Raw genomic sequence first — 15747 nt, forward strand, 5'->3', positions numbered from 1 at the left:
TCGGGTTTCTATTAATCACGAAAATTGGTTTAAACCAAAATTCTGGAATTTGGAGGAGACAAGATGCGCGCCGGGATTACCGTCCATAAAGACTACACGATTTCCGAAATCGATCCGAGGCTCTACGGCTCGTTCGTCGAACATATGGGCCGCGCCGTCTATAGCGGCATCTATGAGCCGGACCATCCCACCGCAGACGAAAACGGCATGCGCAAGGATGTGATCGAGCTGGTGCGCGAACTCGACGTGCCGGTGGTGCGCTATCCCGGCGGCAATTTCGTGTCCGCCTATAACTGGGAAGACGGCATCGGCCCGAAGGAAGACCGCCCGGTCCGCCTCGATCTCGCCTGGCATACATCGGAAAGCAACCAGGTCGGCATTCACGAATTCTCCGAATGGTGCGATGCCGTCGGCACGGAAATGATGCTGGCCATCAATCTGGGCACGCGCGGCATCAACGAGGCCCGCAATTTCCTCGAATATGTCAATCATCCCGGCGGCAGCGAATGGTCGGATCTGCGGCGTAAAAACGGCCGCGAGGAACCCTGGAACGTCAAGCTCTGGTGCCTCGGCAACGAGATGGACGGCCCCTGGCAGACCGGCCACAAGACGGCGGATGAATACGGCCGTCTCGCCTATGAAACCGCCAAGGCCATGCGCCAGTTCGACAGCAGCCTGGAACTGGTGGTTTGCGGTTCGTCATCGGCCAATATGGTGACCTATCCGGAATGGGAAGCCACGGTTCTCGACCACACCTATGATGCCGTCGACTATATCTCGCTGCATATGTATTTCGAGAATTACGAGAAGGACACCGCCCGTTTCCTCGCCAAGTCCAAGGTGCTCGCCGATTATATCGACACGGTTGCCGGCGTGATTGCCTATGTGAAGTCCAAGAAACGCTCGAACAAGGACGTCTACATCTCGTTTGACGAGTGGAATGTCTGGTACCATTCCAAGAAACGCGATGAGGCCACGCTTGCCGGTGAAGCGGGCTGGCCTTTCGCCCCGCCGCTTCTGGAAGACGACTACAATTTCGAGGATGTGCTGCAGGTCGGCTGCATTCTCAACACCTTCATCAACCGCGCCGATGTGGTGAAGATCGGCTGCCTGGCACAGCTGGTCAACGTCATCGCCCCGATCATGACCGAGCCCGGCGGCGCGGCCTGGCGGCAGACGATCTTCTATCCGTTCTATTTCGCCTCGCGCTTCGGCCGCGGCACGGCGCTGAAGCTTGCCGTGGATTGCCCGGCCTACGCTTCCGAGGGCATTGGCGAAGTTCCCTATGTGGATGTTTCGGCGACCCATGACGCGAATGAAAAAACGCTGTCCTTTTTCATCGTCAACCGGAGTGAAAGCGAAGCGGCCGACCTCGATATCGCGCTTGAAGGTTTCGATCCGCAAACCGTGCTCGATGACAAGGTGATCGCCCATACGGATATCAATGTCACCAACACGGCAGCGGCGCCGAATGCGGTCAAGCCTGCCGATGCGGGTGATGCGGCCATCGGCGGCAAGGGTATGACGGCCTCGGTCGCGCCACTCAGCTATCGTTTCATTCGACTGCAACTTAACTAAACCATGATATTTGGTTTGAACCTGAAATCATGTTGACAAATGGACGATTTGTCTTAGGCTTCCTTGCAAGCGTCGGATGTGCATCGGGAGGAAACGATGGGAACTGAAGTTTCCGTCTCGCACACTCTTCGACGGCGCGCTTTCAGACAGGCCGAATGGCCCGTCTTTAAGCGCGGAGCTTGGGAAAAGTCGTCGGATGGGCCGGTTTTCCGGCCGGGGAGCACGGCAGAATGACTGCTCAGATCGAAATCAAGAATGTTACCAAGCGCTATGGGAGCCTGACCGTTCTCGACAACATCTCGCTGTCGATTGCGGGCAATGAGTTCATGGTGTTCCTTGGCCCCTCGGGCTGCGGCAAGTCCACGCTGCTCAGGATGATCGCGGGTCTTGAAGCTGTCGATGAAGGCGAGATCGCCATCAACGGCAAGCGGATCGACAATCTGCCGCCGGGCAAGCGCGGGCTGGCGATGGTGTTCCAGAACTACGCCATCTATCCGCATATGAGTGTTTCGGAAAACATGGCCTTCGGGCTGAAGAACATCGCGGTCGAGCAGTCGATCATCGATGCGCGGATCAAGGAAGCCGCGCGGATGCTGGAAATCAGCCACCTGCTTGACAGAAAGCCCAACCAGCTTTCCGGCGGCCAGCGCCAGCGCGTCGCCATCGGCCGCGCCATCGTCAAGGAACCGGAAGCCTTTCTTTTCGACGAGCCGTTGTCGAACCTCGATGCCGCACTCAGGGTCAGAACCCGCGTGGAGCTGGCGCAGCTGAGAAACCGTGTTGCCTCCACCATGATCTTCGTCACCCATGACCAGATCGAGGCGATGACGCTTGCCGACAGGATCGTGGTGCTCAACAACCGCAAGATCGAGCAGATCGGCGAACCGATGGAGATCTACAGCCGTCCGGTCAGCGAATTCGTCGCCCGTTTTGTCGGTTCGCCGACGATGAATTTTCTCGATGTCGAGATCACCGACGAAAACGGCTTTGCCCGGGCGAAATTCCCCGATGGCGCTTCATTGCAGACCGATATTCCGACGGCAGACCTGCCGGAAAAGCAGATGAAGCTCGGCATTCGTGCTGAAGCCGTCAAATGCGTTTCGGATGCGGCGCAGGCGACCACCGAGGGCAAGGTCGACGTGTTGGAGCGACTTGGCGACCGTACGCTGCTCTACACCCGGCTTACCGATGACAGCATCATCGTCGCCGAGGATATCGGGCTCAGCCGGGCGCGGATCGGCGATACGGTGCATCTTGCTTTCGACGGTTCGGCCTGCCACCTCTTCGATGCGGACGGCAAGGCCTATCACCCGGCAGAAAATGCCGCCGGGCGGGAGGCCGATCATGTCTGACGCCCAGTCCACCCGCGCGGCCCTTGCCCGCAACGAGCGGAAGAAGGGGCTGAAGACGGGAACCGCCAACATCAACGCGCCGCGCTGGGCCAATGCGCTGTTCATCGCGCCCTATATGGTGTTCTTCGTCGCCCTGCTTGTGTTTCCGATGGTGTGGAACATCTGGCTCAGCCTGCACCGGGCCGATGCCTTTTCCATGGGGCGCTTCATCGGCATCGGCAATTATGTCCGCCTGTTGCATGACGGCGTCTTTCTGAAAGCCGTCTGGAACACCTTCTATTTCGTCTTTCTGACCGTCCCGCCGCTGGCGTTGATCGGTATGTTTCTGGCGCTGGCGCTGAACCGGCAGACCAAGACCGCCGCCGCCTTGAGGACCCTTTATTTCTCCTCGTCGGTTCTTTCGGTCACCATCGTCACGCTGATCTGGCGCATCGTCTTCATCGGCCAGTTCGGCCTGCTCGCCACGATCTACGCCTGGTTCGACGCAACCCCGCCGGCCTTTCTCTCCGATCCCGATCTGGTGATGATCGGCATTGCCATTGCCACCGTCTGGTGGTGCATCGGCCTGCCAATGATGCTTTATCTCTCGGCGCTGCAGCAGATCCCGAAAGAGATCTACGAGGCCGCCGCGCTGGATAATGCCGGGCGATGGCGGACCTTACGCTACATCACCCTGCCCTCGATCAAACGCACCATCATTCTGGTGGTCATCATCCAGATCGTAATGCAGTTCCAACTCTTCGGTCAGGCCCGCCTGATGACACAGGGCGGCCCGAACAACGAATCCCTGCCGCTGGTGCTCTACATCTATCAGATGGCCTTTACTCGCTGGGATATCGGCCTGGGTGCCGCGGCTTCCGAAGTCCTGTTCGTGTTGATCCTGATCGCCGCCATGGCCCAGTTCATGGTCTCGCGCAAGAAGGGAGACGGCCAATGAGTTCCTTCGGCCTTTCCAAGAAAAACACGCTCGGCGACCGCCTCGTTCTCGGCTCCGTCATCGTGCTGGCGCTGATCATGGTGGCGCCGGTTTTATGGGTGATCGCGCTTTCGCTGAAAGACAATGGCGAGCTGATGGCTAACATGAATTCCGTCTTTCATGGGCCCTACACGCTGGCGAACTATCTCAATATCTTCGGCAATTCATCGGTGTTCCGCTGGGTGCTGAACTCAATCATCGTTTCCGGCTCGATCACGATCGGCATTCTGGTGCTGACTTCGCTTGCCGGTTACGGTTTTGCGCGGCTCAACTTCCCGTTCCGCAACACCATCTTCATCATCGTGCTGCTCGGCCTTGCCATCCCCGAACAGGCGGTGCTGATCGCCCGCCACCAGATCTTCGCCAAGATCGGCCTGCACAACACCTATTACGCGCTGATCCTGCCCGGATTGTCCGCGCCCTTCGGCGTCTTCCTGATGACACAGTTCTTCCGGGCGATCCCCAAGGATTATGACGAGGCTGCACTGCTGGACAATGCCAGCCGGTTCAAGATCTTCTGGAAGGTGCTGCTGCCGCTGACCCTGCCCGCGCAGGCAACGCTTGGCATCTTCACCTTCCTGATTGCCTGGAACGACTATTTCTGGCCGTTGATCACCGCGACCCGCAAGGAGATGTACACGCTGACCGTAGGGATTGCCTCCTCGCAGATGAATTTCGCACAGACGGAAGGGCTCGGCTTCCTGATGGCGCAGGCGGTCTTCGCCAGCGCGCCGATCCTGATCGTCTATCTGTTTTTCCAGAAATACATCGTCACCGCCGTTTCCGGTTCGGCGGAGAAGTGATGTCGCGCGAACGGCAGAGCGTTTGCGCGCGCCAATAAACCGGAGGAGAAGACGCCCGCGCCCCGGCAAAGGGGCAGGCGGGAGACACGACCGATCCAGCTACCGCCCTTCGGGGCGAACACCAAGGGCCGATCATGGCCCGCTTCGTGGAGGAGTAGAGACATGAAATACCGTATGAAAACAGCGCTGCTTGGCGCGCTTTCCGTTGCAGCACTGACGGCGGCAAGTCCGGCACTTGCCGACACCACCATCGATTTCCAGCGCTTCTTCGGCGCCTGCGATGCCGAATGGGGCGACAATACCGATGTTTCCGCATCCGTCGGCGAATGCGGCATCATCACCTCGCTGGTCAACAAGTTCGAGGCCGAAAATCCGGATATCACGGTCAATGTCACCACCGTCGAATGGCCCGGCTACGACCAGCTGACCGCCCAGTTCGCCGCCGGCGATCCGCCGGATGTGGTGACCATCCACCAGTCGGTTCTGGGCGATTATGTTTCCAAAAACCTGCTCGAACCGCTCAATGACCTGTTGTCCGAAGAAGGCATTTCGCCCGACAGCTTCACCAAGGCCAGCCTGACCGGCGTGACCCGCGACGGCGAGGTCTACGGCCTGCCGATCGATAACTGGAGCCAGCTCTGGCACATCAACCTGGCGCTGTTCGACGAGGCCGGCCTTGTGAACGACGACGGCACGCCGATCCTGCCGACCTCGGTCGAGGAACTGCTGGCGCAGGCCGAACAGTTCAAGGAAGCGACCGGCAAACCCTATTTCACCATGCCGTTTGCCAATGAAACCGCGCTCTATACCCGCGATTTCTACACCTATCTGCAGCAGCAGGATTCCGACTTCTTCGCCGACCCGATGGAAATCAACGTCGAGACACCGGAAGCCAAGGCCGTTCTGGAACTCTACAAGACGCTCTATGAGGAAGGCTATGTCACCAAGGACCTCGACTACGGCGCATCGCTGAATGCGTTTCTGGCGGGCGATGCCGGCGTGCATGAGGGCGGCACATGGGTGATCGGCGACTACAATGCCGAGTCCGAAAAGGACGGCACGGCGCTGAATGCCGGCGGCTATACCGTCGTTCCCTATCCGCAGATCTTCTCCGGCACCCGCAGCCAGTATGCCGACGGCCACAGCCTCGCCGTTTCGCGCATGGACCGTTCGGATGAGGAGCAGGCCGCAATCGGCAAGTTCCTGAAGTTCATGTATGACAACGACTATGACTGGGCCCGCACCGGCCACCTGCCATCGGTCCAGGCAGTTCTGGATTCGTCCGAATTCCAGGCACTGCCGCACCGCGAAACGGTTCTGGAAGTTGCAGAGATCGGCACGCCGCTGCCCGGCGAAGTCCAGCGTCAGTTCGCCATCCAGGACATTATCGGCCAGGAAATGAACGCCGCCATGACCGGCCAGAAAAGCATCGACGATGCGCTTGCCGACATGCAGAACCGCGTCAACGACCTGCTGAAATACCTCTGAGGCAAAACCTCCAGACAATGACGGCGCGGACCGAAAGGCCCGCGCCGTACTTTTTTCCGTGTATCCGTGCGGCGAAGATCAGGACACGTCAGGCCGTTTCACTGTAGCAAAATGCCTTGCCGTCCATCGGGCTGGCGAAAACGTTCTGGCCGCTGGAAAAGCTGCGTTCGCCGGAGGTGCGGGCCACGAGCATGCCGAGTTCGGGCGTCTCGATGTGCACGATGGTATCCGCGCCGAGCCGTTCGACATGGCGCACTGTGCCCTTCCACTCGCCTTCCGTGTCATCGACCAGCACATGTTCGGGACGGATGCCGTAGGTAGCGCACCCCTTCCTTTGTGCGATCTCGCCCTCATAAAGGTTCATCTTGGGCGAGCCGATGAAGCCGGCGACGAAGGGCGTTGCCGGATTGTCGTAGAGGTCCATCGGCGTGCCGACCTGCTCGATACGGCCGCCGTTCAGCACCACGATCCGATCAGCCATGGTCATCGCCTCGACCTGGTCATGCGTCACATAGATCATGGTATTGCCGAGCTTTGCATGCAGATCGGTCAGTTCGATGCGCATCTGCGCTCTCAGTGCCGCATCGAGATTGGAGAGCGGCTCGTCGAACAGGAACACGTGCGGATCGCGAATGATGGCGCGGCCGATGGCGACGCGCTGACGCTGGCCGCCGGAAAGCGCCTTCGGCTTGCGGTCGAGAAGCGCTTCGAGCTGCAGCACTTTCGCAACCGCCTCGACTCTCGATCTGATCTCCGCCTTCGGCGTGCGCGCCAGCGACAGGCCGAAGCCGATATTTTCGCCGACCGTCAGGTGCGGATAGAGCGCATAGGACTGGAACACCATGGCGATGCCGCGCTTTGACGGTTCCTCATAGGTGACATCCTTGCCGGCGATTTCGATTGCGCCGGCGGTCACTTCCTCAAGCCCGGCGATCATCCTCAGCAGCGTGGACTTTCCGCAGCCGGAAGGCCCGACGAAAACACAGAATTCCCCGGCCTCGACCGCAAGATCGATCCCCTGGATAACCTCGAGCGCACCGAATGATTTGCGAACCTCTTTGAGAAGAACATCGGCCATGATCTATCCTTTCACAGCGCCCGACGTCATGCCGGCAACGATCTGTCGGTTGAAGAAGATGAAGACGAGAAGCGGCGGGATCGTCACCAGAAGAATGTTCATGAACAACAGGTTCATCTGGCTGACGAACTGGCTCTGGAAATTGTAGAGCGTGATCTGCACCGTCACATTCTCGCTGCCCGGCAGGTAATAGAGCGGGTGGGTGAAATCGTTGAAGATGGTGATCGACTGAACGACGATGATCGTCACCGTCACCGGTTTCAACAGCGGCAGCACCACCCGGAAGAAGATCTGCCACGGTTTCGCCCCGTCGATCAGCGCCGCCTCGTCCAGATCGCGCGGAATGGTGGCTATGAACGCGCGGTAAAGCAGCACGGTAAATGACAGGCCGTAGGCAAACTGGATCAGGATCATGCCGTGCAGCGTCTTGAACAAGCCAAGGCCCTGCAGCACCCAGATTGTCGGCACCACCGCCGGCGGGATCATCAGGCCGGCCAGCACGAAACCATAGATCACACGGTTGAATTTCGACGGCCGCCGCTGCAGCACATAGCCGACCATGGCGCCGAAGATCACCAGCAGCACAATGGCGCCAACGGTGATCACGATCGAGTTGAAATAGGCAAGCAGCAGCATGTAGTCGCGCGCCTCGACCACGGCGACGAGGTTTTGCCAGAGATGCCATTCGATCGGCAGTGTGAAACTCGGGCTTGCCGATTCCGCCGATGTCTTTGCCGCGTTGATCAGCACGAAGATGAACGGAATGACAAAGATCACGAAGGCAATCGCCAGCGCGATGATGCCGTGAATGAACTTGCGTTGACGTCTTGTTTTGAGGCTCACAGATCCAGCTCCTTGCGGTTGAACCACCAGGCAAGCGGCGCGATGATGCAGGCAATCAGCAGGAACAGGATGACATTGCCCGCTGTGGAAAGACCGTAGAAGCCGGCCTGATACTGCTTGTAGATGACCGATGCGAGCACATCGGAGGAAAAGCCCGGCCCACCGCGGGTCATCGCCCAGATCAGATCGAAAAGGCGCAAACCACCAATCAGCGACAGGATCACCACCGTCGTCGTTGCCGGGCGCACCAGCGGCACGGTCACGCGCCAGAAAAGCTGAAACCGCGTCGCGCCATCGATGCGCGCGGCCTCGTAATATTCGTTGCCGATGGCGGCAAGGCCGGCGATATAGATCAGCGTTGCCAGCCCCACGCCGCGCCAGATATCGACGAGTGCGACCGAATAGAGCGCCAGTTTCGGATTGGTGAGCCAGCCCGGCCCGTCAATGCCGAAGAAGGCGAGCGCGACATTGATGGCGCCATGTGTCGGATGCATCATTTCCGAAAACAGGATGCCGACGCCGATGGTCGACACCAGAACCGGAAAGAACACGATCGAGCGCAGCAGCCCCTGCCCGAAAAGCCCCGATGTCAGCAGCACCGCAAGCAGCAGGCCGAGCACCGTCTTGGCCCCCGATGTCAGAAGCGCGAAGACGATCGTGTTGGTCATGCCCTTGATCAGGAAAGGCTCATGGAAGAAATCGACGAAATTTTCAAACCCGATGAACTGGAAACCGAACAGATCCCAGTTGGTCAGACTGAACCAGAAGGATGCTGCGGTCGGCACCAGAAACATGACCGTGAACACCACGGCCGCCGGCGCCAGAAACCAGTAGGGATAGGGTGATTTCATCTGCATTTGTGATGGCTCCGATGCAGGCAGATGCGGGGCGCGGGCGCCGGGCCGCAATTGCGCGCGGCCCGATCAAGCCCATCTTTTTTCAGGCAGACCGGTTACCCCCGGTCCGGCCGCGTCTTACCAGTTCGGCAGGCGCAGCTGCTTGGCCTGTTTTTCGACATCGCGGTCATAAAGTTCGGCGGCGCTGTCGGCATCGCGAATGCCGGTTCCGACCTCGACCGTGATCTGCTCCAGTCCCGGTCCCTTCACCGGCGACAGGAATTCGAGCGCGGGCGCTGTCCGGCCGTCCTCTTCGAAATAGGGCAGCATGTCGGAAACCGCGCGCGGCACATCGTCGGGCAGCGTGCAGCCCTTGACCAGATAGGGACCGGACGCGCCGACGGCATCGGTGATGATATCGCAGGCTTCCGGTGTGGCGACGAAATTGAGGAAGTCCTTGGCGGTATCGATATGATCGCTGTCTTTCGGGATGTAGAACGCCGTCGGCATCCAGACGGTCACGCCGTTGTGCTCGGCATCGTCGCCGGGCTGGGCGAAAAAGCCGACATCATTGAGCTGATCGGGATGGTTCTGCTGGATTGCGGAAATCGCCGAGGTCAGCATCGGATAGTGAACCCCTTCGCCCGTCGCCACCATGCGCAGGCCGTCATTATAGGTGGCCGCGCCGAAATCCTCGTTGAAATAACCGGCTTCATAGGCCTCCTGAAGCCGTTCGAACCCTTTTTTGGCCGCCGGCGTGTCAGCGAATTTGGCCTCGTTGGCCGTATATTTCTCGGCAAAGTCGGGATTTTGCGTATGAACGTTGTAATAGTCCGCAAGCACCATGATCTGCGATGTCCAGGTGTCACGGTAGGTCTGAATAAGCGGGGCCTTGTCGGTCTTTTCCGCAATCTCCGCATTGTTGGCCATGAAGGCATCCCAGGTCTTGGGAACCTCAAGACCAAGCTCTTCATAGGTCGGGACATTGTAGAAGAACCCGCCAACCACCGCCGGCTGCGAAGGAATGCCGTAAATATTGCCGTCGCTGTCGGAAACGGTGCTGGTGAAGCTTTCCAGAACGTCGCCGATATTCGGAAGATCGTTCAGCGGAACGAGCGTTCTCGACGGCCTCAGCGTCTGCAGAAGCGAGCCGGCATTATAGAGAAAGATATCCGGCATCTCGCCGGTGGCCAGACGGGTCTTGATGATGTTGTCACCCTCGGTCCCGCCGGGGCGGATTTCAATCGAAAACGTCACGTCGGGATGCATGGCCGTGTAGGCGTCGGTGAGCGCTTCCGAAATGGCAATCGATTCAATATTGTTCCCGGACAGGACGCTCAGTTCCTCAGCCACGGCCTGACCGCCGGCAAGGCCGGCGACGCCGACGATGGCCGTTGTTGCAAGGTACTTCATTTTCATGACTTCTCCTCCCAATTGCCCGGCCTCCACTGCCGGGGGCGAAAACGCGGAAAACTAGTCTCCGCTCACGTCGAAACCGATATTATGCCGGCCGGCGGCGAGAACAATCTCCGCCTGTCCCGTTTCGGCGGGATGGCCATCGATTTCAAGATTTGTCCGTCCGGCGAGCGGTAAAAATGCCTCGACGCCATCGGGAATGGTAACGGTATAAATCGCCCGGCCGCCCTCGATGCGCCAGCCGGCGTCAATCCGGCCATGGCCGGTCTCGTGCCACATCGCGACATGGCCCAGCGCCGGCAGAATGGCCGGGTTCAGTCTGACGCGCGCAAAGCCCGGCGCGTCAGGGTCCGGCTGCACGCCTGCAACATCCTCGAACAGCCACTGGCAAACCGCGCCATAAGCGTAGTGATTGTAGCTGTTCATGTCCGGGTCGTAGATCGTGCCATCTTCGCCGATCGCATCCCAGCGCTCCCAGATCGTGGTGGCGCCACGCTCCACCTGATAGAGCCAGCCGGGTACCTTGCGGTTGAGAAAGACCTTTTCCGCCAGATCGTTCATGCCGAGCTTCGATAGCGCCGGCAGCAGCGCCGGCGTGCCGATGAAACCGGTTCCGATCAGATAGTCCGCCTCCTCGATGACCGAGCGGAAATAGGCTTTCGCCGCTTCGAAATGGTCTGCGGGCACGAGGTCATAAAGGAAGGCGAGCGCATAGGATGTCTGGTCGTTATGCGCCAGACGCCCGGTCTGGCTGAAATATTCGCGCACGAAGGCCGCGCGGATCGTTTCGGCGCGTTCCAAAAGCCGCTGCCGCTGGGCATCGTCTCCCAGGACACCGGCAATCTTCGCCGTCAGTTCGTTCGAGATGAAATGATAGAGCGTCGCCGCGCAATCGTCCCCGATTGTCGGGCGCGGCTTGCGGTTGTCGCCCACCGGCTGCAGCCAGTCGCCGAAGGAAAAGCCGTCGCCCATCCAGGCGCGGGTCGGATGAATGATCGGGCCATCCGATATCGACCACAGATAATCGAGCCAGCGCAGCATTGCAGGAAAACATTCCTGAAGAATGTCCCGGTCGCCATAATGCAGGTAAAGCTGCCAGGGGATAGTGACGATGGCATCGCCCCAGCCGGTCGAACCGGCCCAGTCATCGGGAAAGATATCGCGGTGAAGGCGCGTCGGATCGGGAGAGAAATGCGGCACGGCACCGTTTTCCCGCTGATCGTGCATCACATCGCGCAGATATTTCTCCAGAAAGGTGCGGCAATCGCCGAGCCAGCATGCTGTTCCGGCAAAGACCTGCGCGTCACCGGTCCAGCCGAGGCGTTCGTCGCGCTGGGGGCAGTCCGTCGGCACTTCGATGAAATTGGCGCGCTGCGACCAGAGCGTATTGAGCACCAGCCGGTTGACGGCCGACTCGCCGCATTCAAACCCGCCGGCAACCTCGCGGATCGAGGAAATCGGAACCTGCTCGATTGCCAGAATTTCCGCCTCGCCCTCAATGGCGGTGCGGGCATAGCGGAAGCCGGTAAAGGTAAAGAGCGGCGCATAGATTTCCGTGCCCTCGCCTTTCAGCGTATAGCGCATGGCCGCCCGCGCGCTGCGGTAATTGCGTTTGTCGAAGGCCTTTTCGGGCCCAAGCACCTCGGCATGATCGACATAGACGCAAGCGCCGGCGCTGCCGCGCACGGTGATGCGGACATAACCGCCGGCATTCTGCCCGAAATCGTAGATGTTGCGGCCGTCGCTGTCCCTCCAGCTTTCAACGGGATCGTTGGATTGCAGCGCGCGCACCGGAAAGGTTTCGTGGGCGACAAGCGTATCGGTATCGAAATCGAGCACATCGACACTGCCAGTCTCTTCAAGCGTCTCGAGCCGCGCGTCATAATCCTCGCCATAATAAATGCCCGAACGGGTCACCGGCGAGAGACCGCTTTTCCAGGCGGCATCGGTCTTGAGGATGACATCCGAACCATCGACGATTTCGGCAATCGCAGCGATACGCTCGCCCCAGCAATTGAGGACCATCTGATGTTTCCACATCATCTGCGAACGATACCAGCCGTCACCGAGCCAGATCTCGATGCGGTTTTCGCCCTCTTCAACCAGGTTGGAGAGGTCATAGGCCTGATAGGCAATACGGTCGTCATAACAGGTCCAGCCCGGCGTCAGCAGATCATCGCCGACACGCTTTCCATTGATGAAGGCGCGATAAAGCCCGAGCGCGGAGATGAAGAGTTTCGGTCTGGCGCCGGCTGAAGCGGTAAAGGAGGCAGCAACAAAGCTCTGCCGCGTGCCCTGCCCCTGATCGACCGTCGGCGCGATCATATCCGCCTGCCACGTACGCCTGACAAGGCCGGTGTCCGCATGGACACTGGTCGCAATATTCATGTCTCTCCTCCCATAAACAGGCCTGCCTCAATAAAGTTGTAGACCGTTACACGTAGACTGTTCTACAAATTGGTTTGCTTTGCAAGAGCAAATCGGTCTATTTTTCGCACCGATCTGATATCGAAGGAAATTTCATGGACAAACCGGCGCGCACAGGCCGCGTGACGATCCGCACAGTGGCAGCCGATGCCGGCGTCTCGGTCGCTGCCGTTTCGAAAGTGCTGCGCAATGCCTATGGCGTCAGCGACAATTTACGCGAAAAGGTCCTGCAATCGATCGAAAAACTCGGCTACCGGCCAAGCACGGCGGCACGGGGCATGCGCGGGCGCACATTCTCCGTCGGCGTCCTGCTTGTCGGCATGGACAATCCGTTTCTGCCGCCGCTGGTCGATGGCTTCAAACACGCCATGGGCAAGGCCGGTTACAAGACCCTGATCGGCGTTGGCGAGGCGCGCACCCATGTCGAAACGGCGCTGATCGAGTCGATGATCGACATGCGCATCGACGGCCTTCTGCTGATCGGCCCGCGGATCAGCGGCGAGGCGCTGAACAAGTATGCAGATCAGGTGCCGATTGCCGTCATCGGCCATCACGAAGCCGGCGCCACGGGTTTCGATACCGCCAATACCAATGACTTCGAAGGCGGGCGGCTTGCCACCCGCGCCCTGATCGACAAGGGCTATCGCGATATCGCCATGCTCTGTCTGACCGACAACAGGCGCAAGGAGGGGGAAGTCTGGTATGAGCGCGAAAAGGGCTATCGCGCCGCCCTTGCCGAGGCCGGCCTGAAGAAATCCGCAAGAAGCTTCCGCATCACCGAACGGCCGGATGACATGCAGGCCGAACTTCTGTCGCTGCTGGCGCGCCCGGACCTGCCGGAAGCGTTTTTCTGCTGGAGCGACATTCACGGCGTTCCGCTGATCAACCTGGCGCGCCGCAAAGGCCTGAACATTCCCGGAGACCTAGGCCTGATCAGTTTCGACAACACCGCAGCCGCCGCCCTGCCGCTGATCGAGCTTGCCAGCGTCGACCAGACCCCCGGCAGGCTCGGCGCAACCGCCGCCGACCAGCTGCTGACCCGCATCAAGGGCAGAACCACGCCCCGGCACGATCTTATCGCGCCTGAACTCATCACGCGCCCAAGCTTCTAGCTGTGTAGCCTCAAGAGGTCGCCTCGCCTTGACCGGGTGGCTATTACAAAAGGCCTTGGATCTGGCTCCCAATACTCTCTCCCGCTTGCGGGAGAGATGCCCCAAAAGGGGCAGTGAGGGTGAAGCAGCATTTCAATCTGTGAGGGCGTCCGCGTGGATACGTTCCCCCCTCACTGTCGCTGTCGCGACATCTCTCCCCTCCGGGGCGAAAAAACCTGGGGGCTATGCGGCATAGCTATCTGCGATAGCGCTGCCCTTGGCCGGAATAACCTTCCCAGGCTTCACATCCAGGCCATAAGCAACCGCTTATGCGCCTGCGTTTCAGCACTTGCACCATAGACGATGCCGGGCTCCGGCGCTCAGGTCGGGCGTGCCGCTCATCAAGGCGGCTCCCCCGAAAAGGAGCAGACATGAAACGCATTGCCATCCTCACCACCCTCGTGCTTGCCGCACCGCTTTCCGCTCTTGCCATGCCGGCTGTCGGTGACGTCGTCGGCACCAATCCGCAGGACGCCACGGCCGCCCTTGAAAAGGCGGGTTGTTCCGTCAGGGATTTCGAGGCCGAAGGCGGCATGATCGAAGCCAAGTGCACCGATGAGGCCAACAGGCTGTGGGAAGTCTATATCGATCTGGCCTCCGGCGCGGTGAAGAAAATCTCCGGGAAGGACTGAGATGTCCCGACATTTCCGACGTGAACGAGGGGCGGATATCGCCCCTCCCGATCCCTGGGACCCGCTGGTCCGGATCACCCACTGGACCATCGCCGCCGCCGTCATCATCAACGGGCTGTTGTCCAAGCCCGGCGGCACCATCCATGTCTGGGTCGGCTGGATCGCCATGTCAGTTCTGGCGATCCGGCTGGGCTGGGGGCTCCTCGGCCCCCGCGAGGCGCGTTTTTCCGCCTTTCCGCCGGATCCGAAGGCGGCGGTCTCCCATCTGATATCCGTCATCCGGGGCAAGCCGCGCGAATATCCATCGCATAATCCTGCTGGCGCTATGATGGTCTATGCGCTTTGGGCCATGCTCGCCATCGTGATTGCCACAGGTCTGATCATGACCGACGCCAAAAGCCCGATCACGATCGCCGAGGAACGCGCGGCCGTGGCGCAAGGCGACTGGTCGGCCCTTGTGAACACCGCCTCCGAAGGCGATAGTGGCAACAGTCTCAGCCAGAGCGATATCGTCAAGGACGTGCATGAAGCCGCCGCCAACCTGATGCTCATTCTGGCGCTGATACATGTGGCGGGCGTTGCAGTCGAAAGCCATGCGCTGCGCCGCAATCTCGTCCGTCCGATGATCAAGGGGCCGCCGAAGTGAAGAACAGGACTGAAACACGGAGAACAGAGCGATCCCAGACGGTCGCCCTTGCGGCGTTCATGCTGCTGCAGAGCGTCGCTGCCGTGTTTTTCGTTGCTGACGCGGCCCGTGACCTGTTTGAACAACCACCCGGCGCGCATTCCATCATCGAGGCGCTGATCGCCGGCACGCTCGTAGCCGGCATTTTTCTCGCCGGTTGGCAGCTTCGCCTCACGCTTGAGCGTATGCGTATCCAGGAACGGGCACTCGACACGGCGCGCGGCGACTTCGTCCGCATCATCGAGACTCAGTTTGATGCCTGGGCTCTGACGCCTGCTGAGCGTGAAGTCGGGCTACTGGCGCTCAAGGGGCTGGATATCGCCGAGATCGCCCGGCTTCGCGGCGCAGCCCAGGGCACCGTCCGCGCACAGATGGCGCGAATATACGCCAAGGCAGGCGTTTCGGGCCGCGCCCAGTTTGCCGCCTGGTTTGTCGAGGAATTGCTGGGAGACGGGATCGGCAGGCCTGACGATCCCGACTGA

Annotated in this window: 14 protein-coding genes; 9 read left to right on the forward strand and 5 right to left on the reverse strand. The window is 59.9% G+C overall.

Going from position 1 to position 15747, the window contains the following annotated elements; translation table 11 throughout:
• Positions 1 to 63 precede the first annotated feature (63 nt).
• The 5 genes from arfA (at position 64) to ABID12_RS04170 (ending at position 6197) form a co-directional block, all read left to right on the forward strand.
• Positions 64 to 1578, forward strand: coding sequence for an arabinosylfuranosidase ArfA (gene arfA, locus ABID12_RS04150; protein WP_354433215.1), 1515 nt, complete (start codon positions 64 to 66; stop codon positions 1576 to 1578).
• 230 nt (positions 1579 to 1808) lie between these two features.
• Positions 1809 to 2930, forward strand: coding sequence for an ABC transporter ATP-binding protein (locus ABID12_RS04155; protein WP_354433216.1), 1122 nt, complete (start codon positions 1809 to 1811; stop codon positions 2928 to 2930).
• Between the two features lie 115 nt (positions 2931 to 3045).
• Positions 3046 to 3867, forward strand: coding sequence for a carbohydrate ABC transporter permease (locus ABID12_RS04160; protein ID WP_435528165.1), 822 nt, complete (start codon positions 3046 to 3048; stop codon positions 3865 to 3867).
• A complete protein-coding gene (locus ABID12_RS04165) occupies positions 3864 to 4709 on the forward strand; it encodes a carbohydrate ABC transporter permease (RefSeq protein ID WP_106303607.1) in 846 nt (281 codons plus the stop codon). The genes ABID12_RS04160 and ABID12_RS04165 overlap by 4 nt, the downstream gene beginning before the upstream one ends.
• A gap of 162 nt (positions 4710 to 4871) precedes the next feature.
• Positions 4872 to 6197: an extracellular solute-binding protein gene (locus ABID12_RS04170; RefSeq protein ID WP_354433218.1), complete on the forward strand. Its 1326-nt coding sequence runs from the start codon at positions 4872 to 4874 to the stop codon at positions 6195 to 6197.
• A gap of 88 nt (positions 6198 to 6285) precedes the next feature.
• Here ABID12_RS04170 and ABID12_RS04175 read toward each other — a convergent pair whose 3' ends face one another.
• The 5 genes from ABID12_RS04175 to ABID12_RS04195 form a co-directional block, all read right to left on the reverse strand.
• Positions 6286 to 7275 (reverse strand): ABC transporter ATP-binding protein, encoded by a 990-nt coding sequence (locus ABID12_RS04175; RefSeq protein ID WP_354433219.1) that lies wholly within the window; start codon positions 7273 to 7275, stop codon positions 6286 to 6288.
• 3 nt (positions 7276 to 7278) lie between these two features.
• Entirely contained in the window at positions 7279 to 8085 is an 807-nt protein-coding gene (locus ABID12_RS04180; RefSeq protein WP_106304262.1) for a carbohydrate ABC transporter permease, read from the reverse strand.
• Between the two features lie 29 nt (positions 8086 to 8114).
• Positions 8115 to 8975 (reverse strand): carbohydrate ABC transporter permease, encoded by an 861-nt coding sequence (locus ABID12_RS04185; protein ID WP_354433220.1) that lies wholly within the window; start codon positions 8973 to 8975, stop codon positions 8115 to 8117.
• A gap of 117 nt (positions 8976 to 9092) precedes the next feature.
• A complete protein-coding gene (locus ABID12_RS04190) occupies positions 9093 to 10373 on the reverse strand; it encodes an ABC transporter substrate-binding protein (protein WP_435528160.1) in 1281 nt (426 codons plus the stop codon).
• 54 nt (positions 10374 to 10427) lie between these two features.
• A complete protein-coding gene (locus ABID12_RS04195; RefSeq protein WP_354433221.1) occupies positions 10428 to 12758 on the reverse strand; it encodes a family 78 glycoside hydrolase catalytic domain in 2331 nt (776 codons plus the stop codon).
• A 134-nt stretch (positions 12759 to 12892) separates the two neighbouring features.
• Between ABID12_RS04195 and ABID12_RS04200 the strand changes: the two genes are divergently transcribed.
• The 4 genes from ABID12_RS04200 to ABID12_RS04215 all read left to right on the forward strand — a co-directional run bounded on the left by ABID12_RS04200 (position 12893) and on the right by ABID12_RS04215 (position 15747).
• Entirely contained in the window at positions 12893 to 13909 is a 1017-nt protein-coding gene (locus tag ABID12_RS04200) for a LacI family DNA-binding transcriptional regulator (RefSeq protein ID WP_354433222.1), read from the forward strand.
• A 410-nt stretch (positions 13910 to 14319) separates the two neighbouring features.
• Positions 14320 to 14580, forward strand: a complete 261-nt coding sequence (locus tag ABID12_RS04205) for a PepSY domain-containing protein (protein WP_354433223.1) — start codon at positions 14320 to 14322, stop codon at positions 14578 to 14580.
• 1 nt (position 14581) lies between these two features.
• Positions 14582 to 15226 (forward strand): cytochrome b/b6 domain-containing protein, encoded by a 645-nt coding sequence (locus ABID12_RS04210; RefSeq protein WP_354433224.1) that lies wholly within the window; start codon positions 14582 to 14584, stop codon positions 15224 to 15226.
• Positions 15223 to 15747, forward strand: coding sequence for a helix-turn-helix transcriptional regulator (locus ABID12_RS04215; RefSeq protein WP_354433225.1), 525 nt, complete (start codon positions 15223 to 15225; stop codon positions 15745 to 15747). Before ABID12_RS04210 ends, ABID12_RS04215 begins: the two co-directional genes overlap by 4 nt.

The sequence above is a fragment of the Martelella mangrovi genome, from assembly GCF_040545495.1.
GTDB lineage: Bacteria > Pseudomonadota > Alphaproteobacteria > Rhizobiales > Rhizobiaceae > Martelella > Martelella mangrovi.